Below are 18,580 nucleotides of genomic sequence, written 5' to 3' on the forward strand. Positions count from 1 at the left end.
ATGCACATCGGCTACGACCTCTCCTTCACCCACACCGAGGGTGCCTGGGCCCGGCAGGGCTCCTGGGTCGGGCACGACTTCCCCGACGTACGCATGTACATGGAGCTGGCCCGGACGGCCGAGCGCGCCGGCGTGGACCTGCTGTTCTTCGGTGACGGAAGCGGCATCCCCAGCACCTGGCGGGGCAGCATCGAACCGGCCGTGGAGTGGGGCATTCAGTGGCCGCGCCACGACATGTCACCGGTCATCGCGGCGATGTCCACCGTGACGGAGAAGATCGGCTTCGGGCTGACGTACTCCTCCACGTTCATGCATCCCTTCTACGTCGCCCGGCTGCTCAACTCGCTCGACCACGTGACGGGCGGACGCATCGCCTTCAACGTGGTTGCCTCGACGCGCGGCGCGGACGCGGCGAACTACGGGTTCAACGAGCTGATGGACCACGGCCTGCGCTACGAGCGAATGGAGGAGTTCGTCAAGGTCTGCCGCGCGCTGTGGGACTCGGTGGCACCCGACGCCATCGTGCGCGACCGGAACACGGGCCGGTTCGCCGACCCCTCCAAGGTGCACCCGATCGATCACGAAGGGCGCTTCTTCACCGTCAAGGGCCCGCTCGCGTCGGTGCCCAGTCCACAGCACCACCCGCTCGTCGTGCAGGCCGGCAACTCGCCCCGTGGCATCACCGCGTCGGCACGGCTCGCCGATCTCGTCTTCGGTTTCGGCGGCAACCTCATGGCCCAGCACCGCCACCGCAAACTGCTCGACGAGGCACTCCTCGCCGAGGGGCGCGACCCGGCCCGCGTGGGCATCCTCTGGGCCACGCAGGTCATCGTCGGCCGCACGGCCGCCGAAGCCGAGGCACGCCGTGACGCGGCGCACGAGTTCTGGAGCGAGGAGGCCGTCGCCACCTACCTGTCACACAACGCCGGCTACGACCTCTCGACGCTGCCGGAATCCTTCCGCCTGGCCGAGCTGCGCGACGAGATCGTCGCGGCCAACGCGAGCCCGGCCGGCCTCGTCGGCTCGCTCATCGCCGAGTTCGGCGAGGACCACACGATGAGCCGCGACGAGTTCTTCGAGCACGGCCGTGAGCGGGCGACGGGGCTCGACCACGGCATCGTCGGCGACCCCGCCACCGTCGCCGACGCGCTGGAGGAGAACTTCGCCGCGACCGGATCGCGCGGCGGCTACATGTTCTCCAGCCCGCTGGCCATGCCCTCGGGCTTCGCTGAGATCAGCGAGCTGCTGCTGCCTGAGCTGCGCCGCCGCGGTGCGCTCGCGCCGGCCTACCCGGGCGCCACGCTGCGCGAGAACCTGGCGGTGTGACATGACAGCACCGAGCGAGCGACGCCATTGGCTCGCTCTCGGCAGTCTGTGCACGGGGTTCTTCATGCTGCTGCTGGACAGCACGATCACCTCGGTCGCGCTGCCCGCGATGATCACCGGCCTGGACACCACGGAGACCCTCGCGATGTGGGTCAACAGCGGCTACCTCATCGCCTACGCCGTGCCCCTGATCATCGCGGGACGACTGGGCGACCGCTACGGCCACCGGCGCGTCCACCTGGTCGGACTCGCGGCGTTCACCCTCGGGTCACTGCTGTGCGCGCTGGCCCCCACCATCACGGCACTCATCGCCTGGCGGGTGGTCCAGGGCGTCGGCGCCGCGCTGATGACCCCGCAATGTCTCACCATCATCAAGGCGCTCTTCCAGCCGCCGCGCCTCGCCGTCGCGCTCGGCACCTGGGGCGCCGTCGGCGGAGCCGCGGTGGCCGTCGGGCCGCTGGCCGGCGGTCTGCTCGTCGCCGTCGGCGGCTGGCCCGCCGTGTTCTGGGTCAACGTCCCGGTCGGCATCGCCGCGATGGCCGCCGTGGCCGCGTTCGTACCCGCCCTCCCCCGCCAGAAGGCCGGCATCCCGGTGTGGGCCATCTGCGCGAACGCGACCGGCGTCGGCGCGCTCGTCCTCGGCATCCAGGGCACGGACGCCGGGAGCACGGACGTACTGGGTACCCCCCGGTGGCTTCTCGCCGTCGCCGGCACGCTGGTCGTCGCGGCCGTCGTCTGGGGGCAGCGTCGCGACGGGCAACGCGCGCTCGTGCCTGTCGCGTTGCTCCGCAGCCGCGGGTTCGTCACCGCGTCCTGGGCCGGCGCCGCCGCTGCCTTCAGCGCCGGCTCGGCCATGATCCCCCTGATGCTCTACCTCCAGCAGGAGCGCGGGCTCGATCCCGGCGCGGCGGCGCTCACCCTCGTACCGATGGGCGTGCTGTGCCTGCTCGGAGCACCCGTCTCGGCCCGGCTCAACAACGGCATCGGGCCCCGTGCGGTCGCCGTTCTCGGCTCCCTCGCGCTCGTCGTCTCCATCGGGGCCTCGGCGGTGCTCGTCGCGACGGACGCGCCGATCCCTGCGCTGACCGCCGCCTTCGCCATGTACGGGGTGGCCAACTCGTTCGTCTGGTCGCCCCTGTCGATCGCGGCGGTGAGCTCGGTGGCGCCGGACGAGGTCGGGGCGGCGTCCGGAACCTTCAACGCCATGAAGCAACTCGGCGCCGTGCTGGGCAGCGCGGTCTGTGCCGTTCTGCTGGCCGGATTCGACTACGCGGCCACCCTCGGTGGCCTCGCCGCCGTCGGACTGTTCTGTCTTCTCGCGTCCGTGTTCCTCCGGGTCGACCGTCCCGGGGCCGCTTCCGCCGCGGTCTCCGCCGCCGCGCCCCCTCTACCCACAGGAGTCGCCTGATGAAAGCCGTCGCCGTCGTCGGAAACCCCAAGGCCGGCTCGCGCACCCGCGATGCCGCCGAACGCCTCGCCGCAGCCCTCGGGCTCGACTGCGATGTCCTCGAAGTCACCTCCCTCGGAGCCGGCCTGCTCACCTGGGGCGACCCGGACGTCACCGCGGCCGTCGAGCGGGTCAGGTCCGCCGACATCGTGATCGCGGCCTCCCCCACCTACAAGGGGACCTACACCGGCCTGCTCAAGCTGTTCCTCGACCAGCTCCCCACGGCGACCGGCCTCGCGGGCCAGGTGGCACTGCCCCTCATGCTCGGTGCCGGACCGGCACACGCCCTCGCCCCCGAACTCACCCTCAAACCAGTGCTCGTGGAACTCGGTGCGACCTGTCCCGCACAGGGCCTCTACCAGCTCGACTCCACCTACACGACGGACAACTCACTCGCCCGCTGGGCCGGGCAGTGGGGTCCGATCGTCCTCGACGCCGCGAAGACGGGAGCAGATCGATGACCGCACTGAAGGGTTTCACCTCGGATCAGGCCGAGGTCAAGCGGGCGTTCGCCGGATTCCCCTCCGGAGTCGCGGCCGTCTCGGCACGCGTCCACGGCGAACCCACCGTCATCGTCGTCTCGTCGTTCACCGTCGGAGTCTCGCTCAACCCGCCCATGGTGTCCTTCGCCGTGCAGCACACCTCGACGACCTGGCCGGTGCTGTCCCGCGCGGACACGATCGGGGTCTCCGTCCTCGGAGAGGAACACAGCGACAAGACCCGGCAACTCGCATCTCCCAGCAAGGAGGGCCGGTTCGCCGGCGTCGAGACGGTCCAGGCGGAATCCGGCGCGATCTTCCTCGAAGGTGCGCCGGTCTGGCTAGAGTGCACCATCGAGCACCGCTACCCGGCCGGCGACCACGACATCATCGTGCTGCGCGTGCTCACCATGCTGACGGACGATGACCGCAATCCGCTCGTCTGGCACCGACAGGCACTGAAGTCGCTGGACAGCTGACAGGACCTCGGCGGACTGTTCCAGGCACGGTGAGCGTCCGGAACAGCCCGCCGAGACAGGAAATGGTGCAGGTGGGGCGGCACTTCAGTCAGGCAGGCGTCGGCGTCAGTGGCTGGGAACCACGCGTCGTCCCACAGATGCTGAGCCATGCGCTCCCCGCTGTGATCAGATCAGGCCCGCGCCTCCGTCGACATCGAGGAGCGCCCCTGGGCGGGCGGGATCGGTGGTGATGCGTCGGCGGGCACGGTCTTCCACTCGGAGCACGGGGCGTAGGAAACTCCCTGATTGTGGAAGCCATACCTGTCGACTTCCCCGAACTGGCACCCACTTGACTGAGACGTCATCCGTTTTCCGAACGTGATCGTTTAGTTCGGGTGGGTGGGCATGAACTCCCTTTGGTGCCGACCTCGGCGATACCCACGCGCTGGGCCGCCTGGCCCTCATGCGGGAGGGGGCCGGGGACCGGGAGGGCGCCGAGGACCTCTACCGGCAGGCCGTCGATCACGGCAACACCCACACCCTGGGCCGCCTGGTCGAGATGCGGGAGGAGGCCGGGGACCACGACGGCGCCCGGGACTTGGCCCGGCAGGCCGCCGACTACGGCGAAGCCCACGTGAGCGCGGCTTGGGATGCCTCTTGGGTTGCCTTCCACGAGATGTGGCCGTACGGCCTGGACCCGGACGGCACACCGACACCTCCATGGCAGCCCATCAGTGTCCGCCCTGCTCAGACGACAGATACCGCCAGCCATCACAAAGAGCCCCTCGGGTTCTGAGCTCTCCACCGTGGCGTATGTACGAGATCAACAGAGGTTCAAAGATAGGTTCTGAACCCGGATCAATCACTCGGCCCGGTGATACGCCGGGATCGTTTTTCCGGGTGGACCCGAGTACGGGATACTTTGGATATATGAACTCCGGGGGAACGATTTCAACCTTCTTCCGCCGCACAAGGATCCGATGGAATACTTCTGGGAGCAATTCAAGTGATGGTGCGCGAAGGGTCCCTGGCTGACCATTTCCGGCGGATCGCAAGGGAGGCCGGATGGACTGTCACATTGCTTCCTGGTGACGCTTTGCGGAGTTGGGAAGAGATGGTCGATGAATGTGCGGACGGTTATGATCTGGATACCTCGGAGTACTTGAACGATCTATCCATGCGTGATCTGCTCCAGCTGGTTGCAGACGACTCAAAAGTTCGGTCACTCCCCGAGTTTTCATGGTTCACGGCCGAGCTTGCCAGAATTGATGAAGGGTTCAGGACGGTTCTGGCGAACGGTCTACTCATTCGAACCGAAGAGCGCCGCTGGTGGCGCCGGTCGTTCCCTGCTGCAGGGCGGGGGAATTTCGTGAGTGATGTGAAGGAGCGATATGGCGTGGAACTGATGCTGGTCGACTGACGAGACGCATTAATCAGCCGATAAAGCGAGTGCGAAGGGCTTGGGCGAATTAGAGAGATGATCACTGCTTCCGAAGTGATTTTACGTGCCTAGGATTTTATCGATTCGAATCCACAGTCTGATGTTCCGTTTATGGTCGACGAGGCTCAAGTTGACGTGTAGGATGGAGTCCTTTTCGCTCCATGTAATAGCTGTGAATTCATTCGGGCGGGCAGCGTCGAGGCCATGATGATTGGGTGTATGCCTGTACGGGTAGATCTCCAGTCGGGGGAATGCCACTTCCTGTCGTTCGATGAATTTATCGAACTTGATCTGTGAGCTCTTTCACCGTCCACCGCAGCGGCGACATCTCCGGGCGCTGAGAAGCTGCTGAACTTGATTGGGTGATGTCGGGTGGCGTGGGTCATCGGTTACCTGCGCCGGTGACCGCCGACCCACATGCGCTGGCCCTTGGTGTGCATACTGTGACCGGCAGAGGGGCCGTCGTCCGACCGAACGGCGATGGGTGGGGCCGATAGGCCACGGGCCGGGCCGGACGATCAAGGGGACCAGCGATGGATGTCAAGGAATGCTGGCGCCGCTACGGGCTTCGCCCCGTCGGCGCGGCCCTCGACGAGATCCGTGCACTCCTCAGAGAGCACACGGCGCGTGAGCGACGCGTCCAGGGCGCGGGCGACACTGAGCTGATGAGGCTCTGCTGCTTCCAGCTGTTCAACAGCGGCGACCTCGACGACGTTCTCCTGATCTGGAGTGCGAAGCAAGCCAGCTTCGACGCAGCGTGCTCGATCGACATCGAATTCCTGCTTGGGCACGGGCTCGACGCGACGAAGGCCCACCTCTCGGCCAACCGTGCACCTTCTGCGACGGCGGCACTGGATCGACTGCGCGAGCTCGAGGCAGACGGTGGATTCGAGGGCTTCTCAGTGGAGGAGCGCTCCGCCGTCTACGACCGGTACTACGGCGACTGACGAATCTGCAGCGCCGGTCAGTCGTCCGTGATGAGGCCGGTGCCCGCAAGGCAGCTGTCGACGAAATCCGGGCGGTACTGGATCTGCTTGAGCCTGCGCTTCACGGCCCTGGTGATCTGGCCCAGGTCGGCTGCGGCGAGGTTGCCAATGTCGCGTTTGACCAGCGAACAGATGCCCTCCTGCGGGTTCAGGTCCGGCGCGTAGGTGGGGAGCTGGAACACGGTGAGCCAGGCGGCATTCGCGGCGATGAACTCCCGCATCCCGGCGGTCAGGTGGAGGCGGGCGTTGTCCCACCAGCACAATCGGTCCGCCGAGCTGGATGCGGGCACGCACCAAGAGGTCGCAGAGGTCCCGCCAGCCGAAGCCCTTCGGCTCCCCCTTGCGCCCTCGGTACTCGCGGATGGCGTAGATCAGCCGGGACCGCTCGCCCGGCTTGTAGCAGGTCATGCCCGCCATCGACACCCGTCCGGAGCCCCGGCCGCGAACCCGGGCGACCGGGGTTCGGCCGATCCGCCCCCAGGTTCGAGAGCGCGGCGGCGTCATCGACTGGCCGGCCTCATCCTCGAAGACGATCCAGCCGTTTCACGCCGCCGCACAGGTCTTACCCGCGGCCAGACCTCCTTCTTCCACAACTCAACCGCCGCATCGTCGCGCTCGATCGCCCGGCGGGTGGGCTGCTGCCACGACCAGCCGTGCCGCTTCAGCAGCCGCCACGTGCCTTCTACCGTGTACGAAACGTGGAACAGTCGACCGATCAGCGTCTTGACTCGCGCCAGCGTCCACCGCTGATCGGCCCAGCCGTGGACGAGTGGTGCACGCTCCAACTCCCGCTCCAGTCTCGCAATCTGAACCGATCTGAGCCTGGGACGTCCAGGCGATCCCTTCGACAGGATCCCGGCCTCGCCTCGCTCGCGCCAAGCCCGGCGCCACCGCTCCACCGACCGCTCGCTCACCCGCAGCGCGGCAGCGATCTCCCGGTTCTTCTCCGCGCTCTCGAAGCGTTCCACGGCCTGCAGCCGGATCCGCTCCCGCACGGCTCTCTCGGCGTCGGTCAGCCCGCTGCCCTGCGCGTACCTCACGGCCCCACAACTACCGCAGCCGACAGGCCGGCGTCAGGCAAACATCCCCGACATCACCCAATCAAGTTCAGTAGCGGGTCAATCGGCAGGTTCTCGAAGCCGAGTTTGGGGGAGGATCTGGATGTGCTTGGTCACCTCATCGAGCGCATTCCTGGCTAAGCCGAGAAACGCGTTCCGCTCGGCTATGAATCTCATGCCGGCCTCGTGCACGTTGTCGCCCCCGTTGGGGTGGCTGTCCGCCGCGACTGCTTCCGCGTACTCCCGAACGTCTTGGACGAGGGAGGACAACTGCTCGACGAGATTGTGGGCTGCTTCCGCGACAGCCTGGGGGCCCTCCAGCACCACCACCAGTCCAGCGCTCTCGGCATCCTTGAACTTCAGCCTGATGGCAGCGATCCGCGTCTCATCGAGCGGGACCGGAGCGTGCCCGGCGCGCAACTCACGGAAGAAGGCCTGGTTGGCCCGGTCAGCGTTGCCCAGTGCATCGAGGAATGAGAGATAGGCAGCTTGCCGGCGTTCACGGCGCCATCGCTGATGCTCGACCCGCAGGTCATTCAGCTGTACCCGGTCCTGTGATCTTTCTCTGCGCTGTTCCGTACGAGCTGCGATGAAGGCGGTGAGGGCGACCCCCATGACGGTTCCCAGCACGCCCACGGCCGATACGAGGATGGCGGTCATATCTGCGTTCTTCCCTGAGGGGGTGCGCGCGTACGCCGACATGGGTTCGCCCCACGGACCTACTTGGCCCGTGTGCGCGATAGATGGCTCGCGCGAGAGCGGCGGGGGCCTGCCGAGCTGGGGGTTTCTGGGTTCACGATGGTCTGCGGCGTGCAGCGTCTGCTGCCAGGTGGCTTCGCGTCGTCCGGATCGCACGTGATCCAATCTCTGTGGATTCGACGGGGGTGGTGTGGTGTGAGGGATTGGCGGACCGATCCGACGTTCGCGATGTGCCGGGCTCTGGTGGACGGAGCGGATCTGGCCTCGTTCGCGGGAGGCCCGTTCGATGTGCGGGCAGTGCTTGCTGGCATCGAGTCCGGGGCCCACAGCAGGTCGCTCCTCGACGCAGTCCCGTGGGGGAACTTCCCTCACGGCGATGACGTCCGGAAAGCGATTCACCTGCTGCAAACCGGCGAGGACCCGAGTCGCGCGACGGACGTGCTGGGGGGCCTGTGCGCCAACGACAGCCGGGCCGCCGCCGCCCTCGCCGTACCGTTCCTGATCCGCATCACCACCGATGCCCACCATGCACACCGTGTTGCCGCCCTCGCCGTGCTCTCAGGCCCGGCCCGCGCCCGGCACTTTGGCGTCGCTTCCCGAGATGAACTCCTGCTGCATCGCACCGATCCTCGGCGCCACGCTCCCGACGGCTACGACGACTACGGCGTTGAGGTGACCGGCTACCCGGCTGGCTGGTCGGTGGCCGCCGCCCGAGCCGCGATCACCGCCCACACCGCCGCGCTCCTGCCCCTCCTCGGCGACTTTGACCCTGCCGTCCGCGTCGACGCCGCCTACGCCCTGGCGACCGCCGCCGACCCCGACCACACCATCCGCGCCGCCCTGGCCAACGGGTACGCCGCGCAGCGTGACGCCATGGTCCGTGCCGCCCTGCTCCTGGCCACCGCCGAGATCACCCGAGCCCATCCGCACCCCCCGACCGTTACATGGCTGCGCGAGCGGTGGCAGGACCAGGCGGAGGTCCCGGAAGCCCGCCTGGCGGCTGCAATCGGATGGCTCTGTCTCACCGACGACCCCGCATCCGAGGAGCTCCGCCGCACCGTCGACGCCCTCTCCAACGACGAACGCGCACACGCCATGGAAGCTCTGCCGTGGATGAACGCTGCCGCCGGAAGCAATGAACCAGGACTTCTGCGCTGCAAGCGCTGCATGCTCCACCCAGAAGAACCCGACCCGGAAGCGATCTTGTGGGACTCCCTGTTCTGAGTAACCGCGCTGCGGTTGTGTATCGGAGTTGTCCATCGGGGCCACCTCCGGTGCACAGTCACATCTCCGCTCAGCGCCGCCGAGGAGACCCAGTCGTCTGCGGCAGATCGGGGAGCAGACGGCCCGCCAGAACATCTGGGCTGCGCCCGTACGCGGCCTGCACGGCCGCGATCGCCTCCTCGTAGGTGTCGGCGCGCGTGTCGACCGTCAACTGCACACCCTCCCCTCCCCCGGTGCCCGGCCCGGCCCCGGTCGCTGCGTCCTGGTGCCCGAGCGGGGCGAGTCCGAGAACCAAGCGGCGGAAGTCGCGGCCGGCGGCGCGTACGTCGTCTGCTCCGTCCCACTCCGTGCGGTACTCCACATCGGGGAACTGGCGGAAGCACACCAGGTGCTCGGCGACCTCGGCGATGTCCTGCGGTCTCGGGAAGACGGTGCGGAAGGGGGCGACGGTGTAGTGGAGGACGTCCTTGGAGTTGATGCCGGTCAGGGCGTAGAACCAGCCCAGGCGTTCCTTCCAGTGCAGGCGGATCCCGCGCTGGCCGTGAGTGCGGCTCATGTCCCAGGTGAGCCACATGTAGGTGGTGAAGCCGCGCTCCGGGGTGGTGGCGTCGGCCCGCACGGACCCCGGTGGGATACCGCGTGCGGTCAGCGCGTCGTCGACGGCCCGCACATAGGGCCAGTGCGGCAGGCCTTGAGGGCTGCCCAGACTTCCGGGCGGCTCAAGCAGCACGGACCTCACCTCCATCAGCGTCGGGAGCGGTTCGGGTCATGAGGCGCGGCGGAAGACGGCGGCCGGGCCGATGACGCGGGGGCCTAACTTGTCCCGGATCTCATCGACGGTGGCTTCGGCCACCAGGCGGGTCTCTCGGGCGTCGTCGAGACTGATCTGCTCGGCCGCCTGGTCGGCGCCGATGAGGTCCTCGCCCTTGAGGACGAGTCCGGTCAGGCGGCCGCGCTGCAGGCCGGCAGCGTCCATCAACTGGTAGGCCAGGGTGCGCAGGTCGTCGTCGTGCGCGGACGGCTCCACCAGACGCCTCGTCCTCTCCCAGCGTCCTCCCCCGGCGAAGGTGAGGGTGAGGGTGACCGCGCGGGCCACCTGGGCGCGGCCGCGCAGCAGTGTGCCGAGCCGGACCACCAGGTCGAGCAGGGCGGCGCGGACGGCGGCGCCGTCCAGGACGTGCCGGTCGAAGGAACAGCGGACGGTGGCAGCGGCGGGCAGGGTGCGGGGGATGACGGGGCGGGGGTCGATGCCGCGGGCGCGGTCGGCGGCGATCCGGCCGGCGCGGCCACCCAGCAAGCGGTGCACCGTGGCCGGCGGGACGGCGGCGAGCAGGCCGACGCAGTGGATGCCGTGGTCGCGCAGCACGCCGGCCTGGCGGGGGCCGATGCCGTGCAGGGCCTCAACGGGCAGCGGTCCCAGCCAGTCCGTGACCTCTTCGGGGCTGATGGCGAGGACGCCGCGACGCGGACGTCGACCCCGAGCCGGGACAGGGCACGCACCCGCAGAACCTCTCCCACCGCTTCGAGACGGCCGACCAGACCCTCGGAACGTCCCGGCGCTGACGCCGTCCGGCCTTTCTCGACGACCTGGTTCCCCCTGCGCACCCAGCTGAGCGCCGGGCCAGGCCAGACTGGCCACGGCGCTACGCCACAGCCGAGGCCTGAAGCTCCGCCCGCCTGAACCGTCAGCAGGCCGACGAGGTTGGATGGCTCCATGGTGAGACGAGAGCGGGAGAAGCAGAGGCGGCCTCCCTTCGGCATGCCGAAGGGCATCGTCCTGCTCGCGACGCCGGAAGGCTGGCGCCACACTGTCCTCACCGTGGAAGGCGGGATGCTCTGCGGGCGCCTCGCCGACGTTCCCCTCGACGCCGGCCCAGCCGAGGCGCGGGCCGCCGCTGCGGCCATGGTGGTAGGACTCGCACACGACTTCCACTAAGTACGCGTCGCCGTGACCTGGGATCCGCCACGGGATCCGGGGTCCTGGACCGCCCAGGTCACCGTTGCCGCGCTCCCGCCGAACACCTGCGGCAGAACGGCAATCGTTCGCGCTTCGCGGTGGAAGCGTCGAGCGGACTGAGCGCGGTGCGCGGCCGGACAGGGAAGCGCTCTTCGCTGGGAATCCGGCGGCCCCCTACTGCCCCACGTCCGGTCTGCTGCGCCGGCTGCGTCCGGCGCGAGCGCGGAGGCCCCGCCGACGCGCAACACGAAGACGACGGCGCCCGATCCCCCGAGGCGCACCCCCTCCGCGCAGACCCGACCACGACCGTCTCCACCCCGACCGAAACCCCGACCACGACCACCCCCGACCACAGACCCGACCATGCAGGTCAGCGCCTTGCACAGTCGATGCGCAATGACTGCGCAACCGACCGGCCATTGCGCACCACCCGAAGCCAGCCACCGCCGCGCAGCTGCGCAGCCTGCCCACCGACCCTCACCGCCACGCCCCGGGCACGGACGACTGGGACAGTCTGCGCAGTCGTCGCAGCCGTGGCTGCGCAGCCACCGCAACCGATTGCGCAGCCGTCGCGGCACCGGTTGCGCAAGTCCGGCCCCGTCGATTGCGCAGCCGGAGGTGAGGCAGTTGCCGGGGCAAGGACCATGCCGCACCGTCCCTCCCCGCGCCTGCCGGAGGACACGGGTGAGGAGACGCTGGTCACCGCCAGAGTCGGGTTTCCACCTACTGGATGTGTGCTGCGACTTCCCCGGGATGCCGGCCTTCGTCGGCCTCGAGGGTGGCCACGAGAATCCGAGCCCGCGCAATTGAACACCGCGGTGACGCTCCGCGGCCGTTCACCAAGATCTGTGGCCCGAGCCCGTTTCACGTCGGCATACTCACCGGGGTGTCTTCCGCTGCCGACCTGAGTGCACGTGGGGGCAGGCCGCCTGTCCGTGGTGGGCCCTTGCCGAAGCCGTTCGGGAGTCCTCCACTCTGTACCCCACTCACCTGTTGCCTCAGACTCGACGAAAGGGGATGAGACACAAGGCTCTTGTCGGACAAGGCGGCGGATTCGGGGGTGCTGTGGACACGACGACACAGGTGATCACGGTGGTCGCAACCCTCAGCGGTGCTGTGCTGACGTTCTTGGCGAACTCCTACCTGGAACGGCGCCGGGGGCGGGACGCCCGCGAGCTCGAAGCCATGCGCCGCGCCGCAGAGCATGCGCATTGGCTGCGTGACGAACGGCTGAACGCCTATGCCCAGCTCTCCATCGCTGGGGAGGAAGCACTCCAGTTCATCCGCTCCGAACTACCGTTACTCGCCACGCCCTCGGCGCGCGAGCAGCGGGCTGCCGCTGAGAGCAGGTGGCGAGAGCTGCGCACGGCATTCCGCAAGGCCTACAACCGAGTTGCTCTCTTCGCCACGGACGAGGTACGCACCGCTGCTCACCAGATGTGGCTCGCTGGCTGGCATGGAGGAAACGACTACCTACGTGACCTTGCTGACGCTGAGCAGGTAACTGAATCGGTCGATTGGGCCGCACGAGCCCACGACGTGGCCATGCAGATGGGTAAAGCGGGTGACGCCTTCTTGGAGCGCTGCCGACAAGAGATAGCCACGCCGTGACCCGTGACCAAGAATGGTCTGAGCCGCTGAGTGGCCACCGGTGACGCTCCACAACCGGTCCCCAAGATCTGTGCCAGAGCCGAGTTCGGGAGTCACTCACGGCCCGGCGGGTGGTTTGTGCGACGTCCCGTGAGTAGTTGAGGTACAGGAAATCCTGGCGAGATTGATCTTGGTGGGAACGGCTGGCCGAGGAAACGCGGCCGGGCGTCCCGGACGAACGGCTACGACTCCGCGGTCAGAGCTCGCCGCGGCGCGCGAGCTGCTTCACCGCGTTCTCACGGATGATCTCGTTCTCGTCGTCGCGCAAGCCCTCGAGGGCTTCCCGGGCCTCCGGGCCGGGAACGGCGCCGAGACCCCAGATCGCCTTCACCGCGAGGGCCCGGTTCTCGTCCCAGTCCAGGTACTCGGGAACCCAGCGAGTCGCCAAGACCAGCGTCGGCACCGTCTTGGGCGAGCGGAGGCGGGCCAGCATCCTGACGATGTCCTCGTACTTCCTGTGCCAGTCGGCAGGGAACAGCTCGGTCAACGGCTCCAGGAACTCCTCGACCGAGGCGTCGGCGGCGGCATGAACGATCAACGCCATCTCGACGTCGTCGGCATCCTGGCGCTCCATGGCGTCCCGGAGCAGCCGGAGCGCCAGGGCCGCACCGTCGGACTCGCCGAAGTGGGCGAGCACCTCGTCGATCGTGCGTGTCGGGGGCGAGCACGGTGCGACCACCAGGCCCATGACCAGATCCTGCTCCTCAGGGGTCATCGTCTGACCACCTCCCATGCGTTGATAGCCCCAGCTCCTGAGTGGACCCTAGCAAGATCATTTTCAGCAGTGTCTCCCGAACTCGTGAACATCGGCCTGGCCGCCAACAGGACGCCTTCTGAGCTCATCGACAAACGACTCCCGTTCTCGCGAACGGAGCCACGAGGGGATGGCGAACGCTCTCGACTCCCCTGCGGGCTGCGGTTAGTCGAGCATGCCGAGATCGGTGTGGGCGACAGGGCGGGCACGGGTCCACGCCGTCCGTGAGCGCCCGTACCACCTGCTCCCGCGTCGCGCCTCTGGACCGCTTGCCCATCATGTGGCAGCCGCCGACGTGTACGTACACCCGCGGGCCGTAGTGGCCGATGCTCTGCTCGATCAGCCAGTCCGGCACCGGCGGGCGGGCCTCGATACCGCGCTGGCACTCAGCCTCACGGCGTTCCTCGTCGACGATCCACCGCCGGGTACGGGCCAGGGCGTCGAACTGGGGGACGGGAGTCTCTTTGGTCCGAGTCGTCCGGTTGAGTTCCCGCAAGCTGCTAGCCCCTGGTATCAGCTGTTAGCTATGCTGGGGACTATGAGTAAGCAGACCAACATCCGGCTGGACGAGGCCGTGCGGGCGGCGGCCGAGGAGCGGGCCAAGCGGCGCGGGCTGAGCCTGCAGGGGTACGTCGCCGATCTGATCGAGCAGGACGTGAACGAGTCCCGGTCTGCGTTCATGGCCGGCGCTGCCGGCTTCCTGGCCTCCTACGCGGAGCGGTTCGAGGCGGAGTTCGGGGAGGACCGATACCCAGGGCTCCCGGACGGGCTGGCGAAGGACGCGCCGAGGGACGCCGCGTGAACCTGAAGGTCGACCTCGCGTGGATCCTGGCGGTGGCGCAGCAGATCCCGGGGGATCCCCAGGTCGTCGACTACGGCGTGCCGGTCGCCGCCGAGGCCCGCCACCGTGCGGAGATCCTGGGCCAGGAGGTCTACCCCGAGCCGCACCACAAGGCCGCAGCGCTGTTGTGCGAGCTGGCGCGGCAGCCGAGCCTGGAGGCCCGCAACCTGCTGTTCGCTGCCACCGTGACCGCCGCGTATCTGACCGCGTGCGGACTGCCGGTCAGCCCCGGCCTCGACACCGTCATCCCCCTGGCCCGAGCCGCCCGAGACGGACTCCCGGTACGCGACGTCGCGGCCCAGATCAAGACATGGACCAGCTGAACCATCTCCGTCTCAGCACGGGAGACCGCCGCCGTCGACTGGGCCTTTGCCGGCGCAGCGAGCTGTGGCGGAACACGCCGCCACAGCTTGAGGGGCGTGAAGGTAAGGCTCGTCGCAAGGCTGGCGCCTTGGGCCGAGGACGTTCACTGCAGGAGGGCTGCGACGGACGCGGGGAGAAGATCCCGAAGATCGATGATCTGAACGTGGGCGGCATGCGTCCCGGTGAACTGGGCGACGGACATGTTCGGTGTGCCAGACGGTGGTGAATGCTGCACAACCGACCGGCCATTGCGCACCACCCGAAGCCAGCCACCGCCGCGCAGCTACGCAGACTGCCCACCGCCCCTCACCTGCACGCCCGGGTCGGATGGCCGGGACGGGAGTCTTCGCCTTCTGGAACATCAGCCGGTTCGGGCGCGCCGGCAACGCCGACGGCTTCTGGGCCCGAATGTCTCCTCCGCCCCGGACTTCCTCGCCTGGTACGAACGATGGCTCGACCAGATGGCGGACGGCCGGGACAACCGGGCTCTGGCACGGACCTCACCCCCACTCCGCGCACATCCGCACAACTATCGGCTCGCTCCCAGGCCCTGACACACCGGACACGGCGGCGGGCGGGCACTGCGCCCGCCGCCGGGCCTGTTCTCACCCGCTTCCCGGCCCGTCCTCCCCCGCCCCCGCCCCCGCGTCCTCCACCGGGGGTGTGTCTCCCCAGCTCAACCGGATCACCGCGCACGTCTCGCCGCTCTCGGGCGGACGCGTCCAGGAACGGGTGGTGAACGTGTGCAGCCGTCCGCTCACGAGGGCGTGGCGGGGCAGAGACGCGCCGAACTCCTCGGCAACGGCTTCCAGCAGTGACCGCTCCACCTCGGCGCCCTCCACCTCCGCGGCTCCGAAGAACCGGGTCGGGTCCAGGAGACGGGGTATCTCTCCGCTCCGCCGGAGTTCGCCGTCCGTAAAGGTGAACGCGTACTGCTCGGCACCGTCCTGCGCCACGGACAGGTGGAAGAACGGCTCCCGGTGCGGTTCCCTGAGGCCGCTCCACACCACCACCGCGCGGGTGCCCGAACTGGAGCACTCGGCAGGGGAGATGAACCTCTGCCGGTTGAACTGCGCGGGTTGGCCGTCGAAGGCGAAGCTCCAGCCGGCGCCGGCGCGGCCGACCGCCATGAGGGCCTTGTCGTCGAAGGAGGAGAACTCCCTCTGGTCGCGGACCGACCTGCGGCGCGCTTCCCAGAGGGTCATGGGGGAGTCCAGCACGCTCCTGTGCTCGTGCTCGTCTTCATGGCCACGGTCGTGGTCGCGCCCGTCCGCCAGGCGTTCCGCCAACTCCTGCGGATCCACCCCCTCCACCAGGACGAACCGGTAGGACGTGCGGTTGTTGCCCGGGTCCGGCACGGCGAGCCATGCCATGCCGCTCGAGTCGAGGCCGTCCGTCGGACTCGGCGGGTCACCGGCCTGGCCCACTCTCGGTGTGGACAGCAGCTGGCGCCCCCGCTCCGGGGTCAGCAACGGTCCGAGCACGGGGTCGGCCACCCATCCCAGCGGTGCCAGATGATCGGGCCCCAGTGGCTCCCACAGGGGCAGTGCCGCCGTCAGTGTCCGCCACGCCCCGTCGGTGTCGCCCCACCGCGCCAGCTCCCGTGCATGCTCGACCGCCTCACCGAACGGTTCTGCCGGCGCGTACCGGTACGTGCCGTCGCGCACCTGCTCCAGGGTCGCGTACGCCGTTGCCACCAGGGTCTCGTCGGCGCCGCGGAGATGGAACATAAGCGTGGAGTCGTCGCGGTACGAGTGTGCCGCGTGCTCGGCGACCAGCGACGGCAACAGCTCGGCCGCGTACCGCGGGTCCGTCGCCAGGCCGTCGAAGTACACCATGGAGGTCTGTCCGAGCAGGCGTCGGATCTGGTCGCCCAACCCGGCAGCCCGCGGTCGGCCGTACGCCTTGGCCTCGTCCAACTGCTGCACGGCCCGTTCCCAGTTGCCGCGCAGCGCGTCCAGCCGGGCCGCGTCGACCAGGTCGTCCAGCTCGCGCGTGGTGTCGTTGACGAACACCGGCTGCCCCTTGCCGCGGTGGGACCGCAGGCTGTGGAACTCGCGGTACATCTCCTGCATGAACTCCAGGAAGCTCGCCTGTCGTTCGGGTGGGGCGGCCCGCCAGCTCGCCCATGTGTAGACGGCCCACTCGCCGTCCTCGTCCACGTCATCGGGGTCCAGGAGTACATAGGTGGAGTCGGACTCGAGGTCCAGCTGGAGCCCGCGCCGCCACAGCTCCGCCTCCTGTTGCTCCTCGGGGTCCGCGTCCTCGTCCAGGTACTCCTCGAACAGGTCGGCGAGCCCTGACTCGTTCTCGTGCCAGTGCACCCTTTCGGTCCCCGCCAGCCGCCACACGAACCCGCCCGCGTGCCGCCACCCGTCGCTGACCTTGAGGAACTCCCGGTACGACGAGGGCATCCGTCGACCCAGGCGCTCCTCCATGGCCGCTATGCGCTCCTCGGATGCGGGCGGGAACCCCAGCCACCGCGCCTCCCGCGCGGCCTCGTCGTCCTCGCCGCGCGTCTCGTCGTCGGAGAGGCAATCCGCCCACTCCCCGCTCCACCGGAGCAGGAAGGAGCGCCAGTCGAATACCGCGGTGTCCGTCATGCCGTCGATGCTGCCACCCATCACTGACAACCAGGGCGCCCGCCAGTGCCGCGGCACAAGCAACCGGCGCTGTCCACAAGCCCGTTCACGCCGGCGCCTGGTGGGACGCGGTGAGCAGGGCGCGCAGGGATCGGGTGTCGGGTGTGTCGGCGACGGCGGCGTCGATGGCGGCGTCCATGGCCTTCTCCCACGACTCGGGGAGCAACAGTCAGCGTGCCCACACTTTCCGTCGAGGGCGATGCCCTGTTGGAGGAACTGGGGCTGCTGGTGCGGGCGCAGCGAGCCGGCGACATCCTCCCGTCGAGAGCCTTCTTCGTCGCAAACTTCCAGGACGGGCGTACACCCTGCATGACTGCGTACCGGCTGACGAGTGGGACGTTCGTTGACGCTGGTCAGCGGCTGTGGCTCTCATCTGGCAATCCGCCGGTAGGTCGATCAAGCGCGCGGCAATGACAGCGATCGCAAGGAAGCGTCCTGCTCTGTGCTCGTAGTCGCGGGCGAGGCGGCGGCCCCGCCGCCTCGCCCGCGGGTGACGCACGGCCTGGCCGCGCGCCGCGTCACTTCTGGGTGTCGGTGCTCTCGTGGGCGTCAGCCGCGTCCTGCGCATGGGGCACGACCACGATCTGTACATCGTCCTCGTAGATAACCCGTCCCGGGTCGGCGGACCGCAGAGCCCGGCAGGCGACGCCATGCACGGACAGGATCTCCAGATAACCGGAGACGCGAGCGAGGAGATGCGTGGCTGACGGCTTGAACCAGGCCGCCGCGCCAGGGTTGATCTCGTCGTCGTAGACACTCGGGTCAACGGTCGAGGGGTCTGTGTACGCGGCGTCGTACCAACGGTTGTTCCGGCGACGGAAGGACTCCTGATCGTCCGACAGCCTTCCCTCCCGCGCCAGACTATTGACGAGCCCGAAAACGCCGGTGAAGTGGCCTCGACTGTTCCGGTGAGGCGACTGAAACCGCACGTACTCGACAGTCTCACTGTCGCTATCGATCAGCCCCATCAGCACATCCTGCCACCGCTCCGCTCGTCACCCAAGAGCGTCCTACACGGTGCGATCACGCGAACAGGGATAGACCTCTCTCTCGAGCGGCGGACCGGCCAACTCGTGGATCGCGTCGACCCGTTGGCGGAGGCCGTCAAACGGGCCGACAGCCGCGCTATTCGCCCGCCACCGCCCCGGACAGAGTCCTCGATGTCAACGGTCATTGAGATGCCCAGGCGGGTGGCCGTTGGGTGTCCAGGCTGGTGGCCATCAGAAACCCAGGTGTGTGGCCAGTGGTGTTCCTG

19 protein-coding genes and 1 pseudogene are annotated in these 18,580 nt (G+C 68.6%); 12 read left to right on the plus strand and 8 right to left on the minus strand.

What is annotated here, in order from left to right:
* The 7 genes from ACWD3I_RS43710 (at position 1) to ACWD3I_RS43740 (ending at position 6,098) form a co-directional block, all read left to right on the plus strand.
* Positions 1-1,326 carry an NtaA/DmoA family FMN-dependent monooxygenase gene (locus tag ACWD3I_RS43710; RefSeq protein WP_365411850.1) on the plus strand — a complete coding sequence of 442 codons (1,326 nt, stop codon included), beginning with the start codon at positions 1-3 and terminating at the stop codon, positions 1,324-1,326.
* Position 1,327: 1 nt separating this feature from the next.
* Positions 1,328-2,734: an MFS transporter gene (locus tag ACWD3I_RS43715; protein WP_365411822.1), complete on the plus strand. Its 1,407-nt coding sequence runs from the start codon at positions 1,328-1,330 to the stop codon at positions 2,732-2,734.
* Positions 2,734-3,234, plus strand: a complete 501-nt coding sequence (locus ACWD3I_RS43720; RefSeq protein WP_365411824.1) for an NAD(P)H-dependent oxidoreductase — start codon at positions 2,734-2,736, stop codon at positions 3,232-3,234. The genes ACWD3I_RS43715 and ACWD3I_RS43720 overlap by 1 nt, the downstream gene beginning before the upstream one ends.
* On the plus strand, positions 3,231-3,731 hold the full coding sequence (locus ACWD3I_RS43725; RefSeq protein ID WP_351690011.1) for a flavin reductase family protein: 501 nt from the start codon (positions 3,231-3,233) through the stop codon (positions 3,729-3,731). The genes ACWD3I_RS43720 and ACWD3I_RS43725 overlap by 4 nt, the downstream gene beginning before the upstream one ends.
* Before the next feature lie 442 nt (positions 3,732-4,173).
* Entirely contained in the window at positions 4,174-4,506 is a 333-nt protein-coding gene (locus ACWD3I_RS43730; protein ID WP_365411827.1) for a hypothetical protein, read from the plus strand.
* 381 nt (positions 4,507-4,887) lie between these two features.
* Positions 4,888-5,130, plus strand: a complete 243-nt coding sequence (locus ACWD3I_RS43735) for a hypothetical protein (RefSeq protein ID WP_365411830.1) — start codon at positions 4,888-4,890, stop codon at positions 5,128-5,130.
* Between the two features lie 554 nt (positions 5,131-5,684).
* On the plus strand, positions 5,685-6,098 hold the full coding sequence (locus ACWD3I_RS43740) for a hypothetical protein (RefSeq protein ID WP_365411833.1): 414 nt from the start codon (positions 5,685-5,687) through the stop codon (positions 6,096-6,098).
* 17 nt (positions 6,099-6,115) lie between these two features.
* On the opposite strand, the pseudogene ACWD3I_RS43745 reads toward ACWD3I_RS43740, so the two are convergent.
* Both ACWD3I_RS43745 and ACWD3I_RS43750 read right to left on the minus strand, forming a co-directional pair.
* A pseudogene (locus tag ACWD3I_RS43745) lies at positions 6,116-7,177 on the minus strand (IS630 family transposase).
* 78 nt (positions 7,178-7,255) lie between these two features.
* Positions 7,256-7,855, minus strand: coding sequence for a hypothetical protein (locus ACWD3I_RS43750; RefSeq protein WP_365411841.1), 600 nt, complete (start codon positions 7,853-7,855; stop codon positions 7,256-7,258).
* 150 nt (positions 7,856-8,005) lie between these two features.
* Between ACWD3I_RS43750 and ACWD3I_RS43755 the strand changes: the two genes are divergently transcribed.
* On the plus strand, positions 8,006-9,118 hold the full coding sequence (locus tag ACWD3I_RS43755; RefSeq protein WP_365411844.1) for a hypothetical protein: 1,113 nt from the start codon (positions 8,006-8,008) through the stop codon (positions 9,116-9,118).
* Between the two features lie 70 nt (positions 9,119-9,188).
* Here ACWD3I_RS43755 and ACWD3I_RS43760 read toward each other — a convergent pair whose 3' ends face one another.
* Both ACWD3I_RS43760 and ACWD3I_RS43765 read right to left on the minus strand, forming a co-directional pair.
* Positions 9,189-9,848 carry a DUF6292 family protein gene (locus ACWD3I_RS43760; protein WP_365411847.1) on the minus strand — a complete coding sequence of 220 codons (660 nt, stop codon included), beginning with the start codon at positions 9,846-9,848 and terminating at the stop codon, positions 9,189-9,191.
* Positions 9,849-9,884: 36 nt separating this feature from the next.
* Positions 9,885-10,484 carry a DinB/UmuC family translesion DNA polymerase gene (locus ACWD3I_RS43765; protein WP_365411853.1) on the minus strand — a complete coding sequence of 200 codons (600 nt, stop codon included), beginning with the start codon at positions 10,482-10,484 and terminating at the stop codon, positions 9,885-9,887.
* Between the two features lie 348 nt (positions 10,485-10,832).
* Between ACWD3I_RS43765 and ACWD3I_RS43770 the strand changes: the two genes are divergently transcribed.
* The gene (locus ACWD3I_RS43770; RefSeq protein ID WP_451084360.1) at positions 10,833-11,054 is read left to right on the plus strand and encodes a hypothetical protein; all 222 of its coding nucleotides are present in this window, start codon (positions 10,833-10,835) and stop codon (positions 11,052-11,054) included.
* A gap of 1,086 nt (positions 11,055-12,140) precedes the next feature.
* Positions 12,141-12,686: a hypothetical protein gene (locus tag ACWD3I_RS43775; protein WP_365413815.1), complete on the plus strand. Its 546-nt coding sequence runs from the start codon at positions 12,141-12,143 to the stop codon at positions 12,684-12,686.
* A 235-nt stretch (positions 12,687-12,921) separates the two neighbouring features.
* Here ACWD3I_RS43775 and ACWD3I_RS43780 read toward each other — a convergent pair whose 3' ends face one another.
* Complete coding sequence (locus ACWD3I_RS43780) at positions 12,922-13,440, minus strand: HEAT repeat domain-containing protein (RefSeq protein ID WP_365413813.1); 519 nt, start codon at positions 13,438-13,440, stop codon at positions 12,922-12,924.
* Between the two features lie 124 nt (positions 13,441-13,564).
* Entirely contained in the window at positions 13,565-13,834 is a 270-nt protein-coding gene (locus ACWD3I_RS43785; protein WP_451084362.1) for a DUF6233 domain-containing protein, read from the minus strand.
* Between the two features lie 183 nt (positions 13,835-14,017).
* Here ACWD3I_RS43785 and ACWD3I_RS43790 point away from each other — a divergent pair, with 183 nt between their 5' ends.
* Both ACWD3I_RS43790 and ACWD3I_RS43795 read left to right on the plus strand, forming a co-directional pair.
* Entirely contained in the window at positions 14,018-14,281 is a 264-nt protein-coding gene (locus tag ACWD3I_RS43790) for a hypothetical protein (RefSeq protein ID WP_351694255.1), read from the plus strand.
* Positions 14,278-14,643: a hypothetical protein gene (locus ACWD3I_RS43795; RefSeq protein WP_365413811.1), complete on the plus strand. Its 366-nt coding sequence runs from the start codon at positions 14,278-14,280 to the stop codon at positions 14,641-14,643. Before ACWD3I_RS43790 ends, ACWD3I_RS43795 begins: the two co-directional genes overlap by 4 nt.
* A gap of 645 nt (positions 14,644-15,288) precedes the next feature.
* On the opposite strand, the gene ACWD3I_RS43800 is transcribed toward ACWD3I_RS43795, so the two are convergent.
* Together ACWD3I_RS43800 and ACWD3I_RS43805 are read right to left on the minus strand one after the other, a co-directional pair.
* Positions 15,289-17,286 carry an SMI1/KNR4 family protein gene (locus tag ACWD3I_RS43800; protein WP_365413809.1) on the minus strand — a complete coding sequence of 666 codons (1,998 nt, stop codon included), beginning with the start codon at positions 17,284-17,286 and terminating at the stop codon, positions 15,289-15,291.
* A gap of 557 nt (positions 17,287-17,843) precedes the next feature.
* Entirely contained in the window at positions 17,844-18,293 is a 450-nt protein-coding gene (locus tag ACWD3I_RS43805) for a hypothetical protein (RefSeq protein WP_451084361.1), read from the minus strand.
* Positions 18,294-18,580 lie beyond the last annotated feature (287 nt).

The organism is Streptomyces sp. NPDC002817, assembly GCF_053592055.1.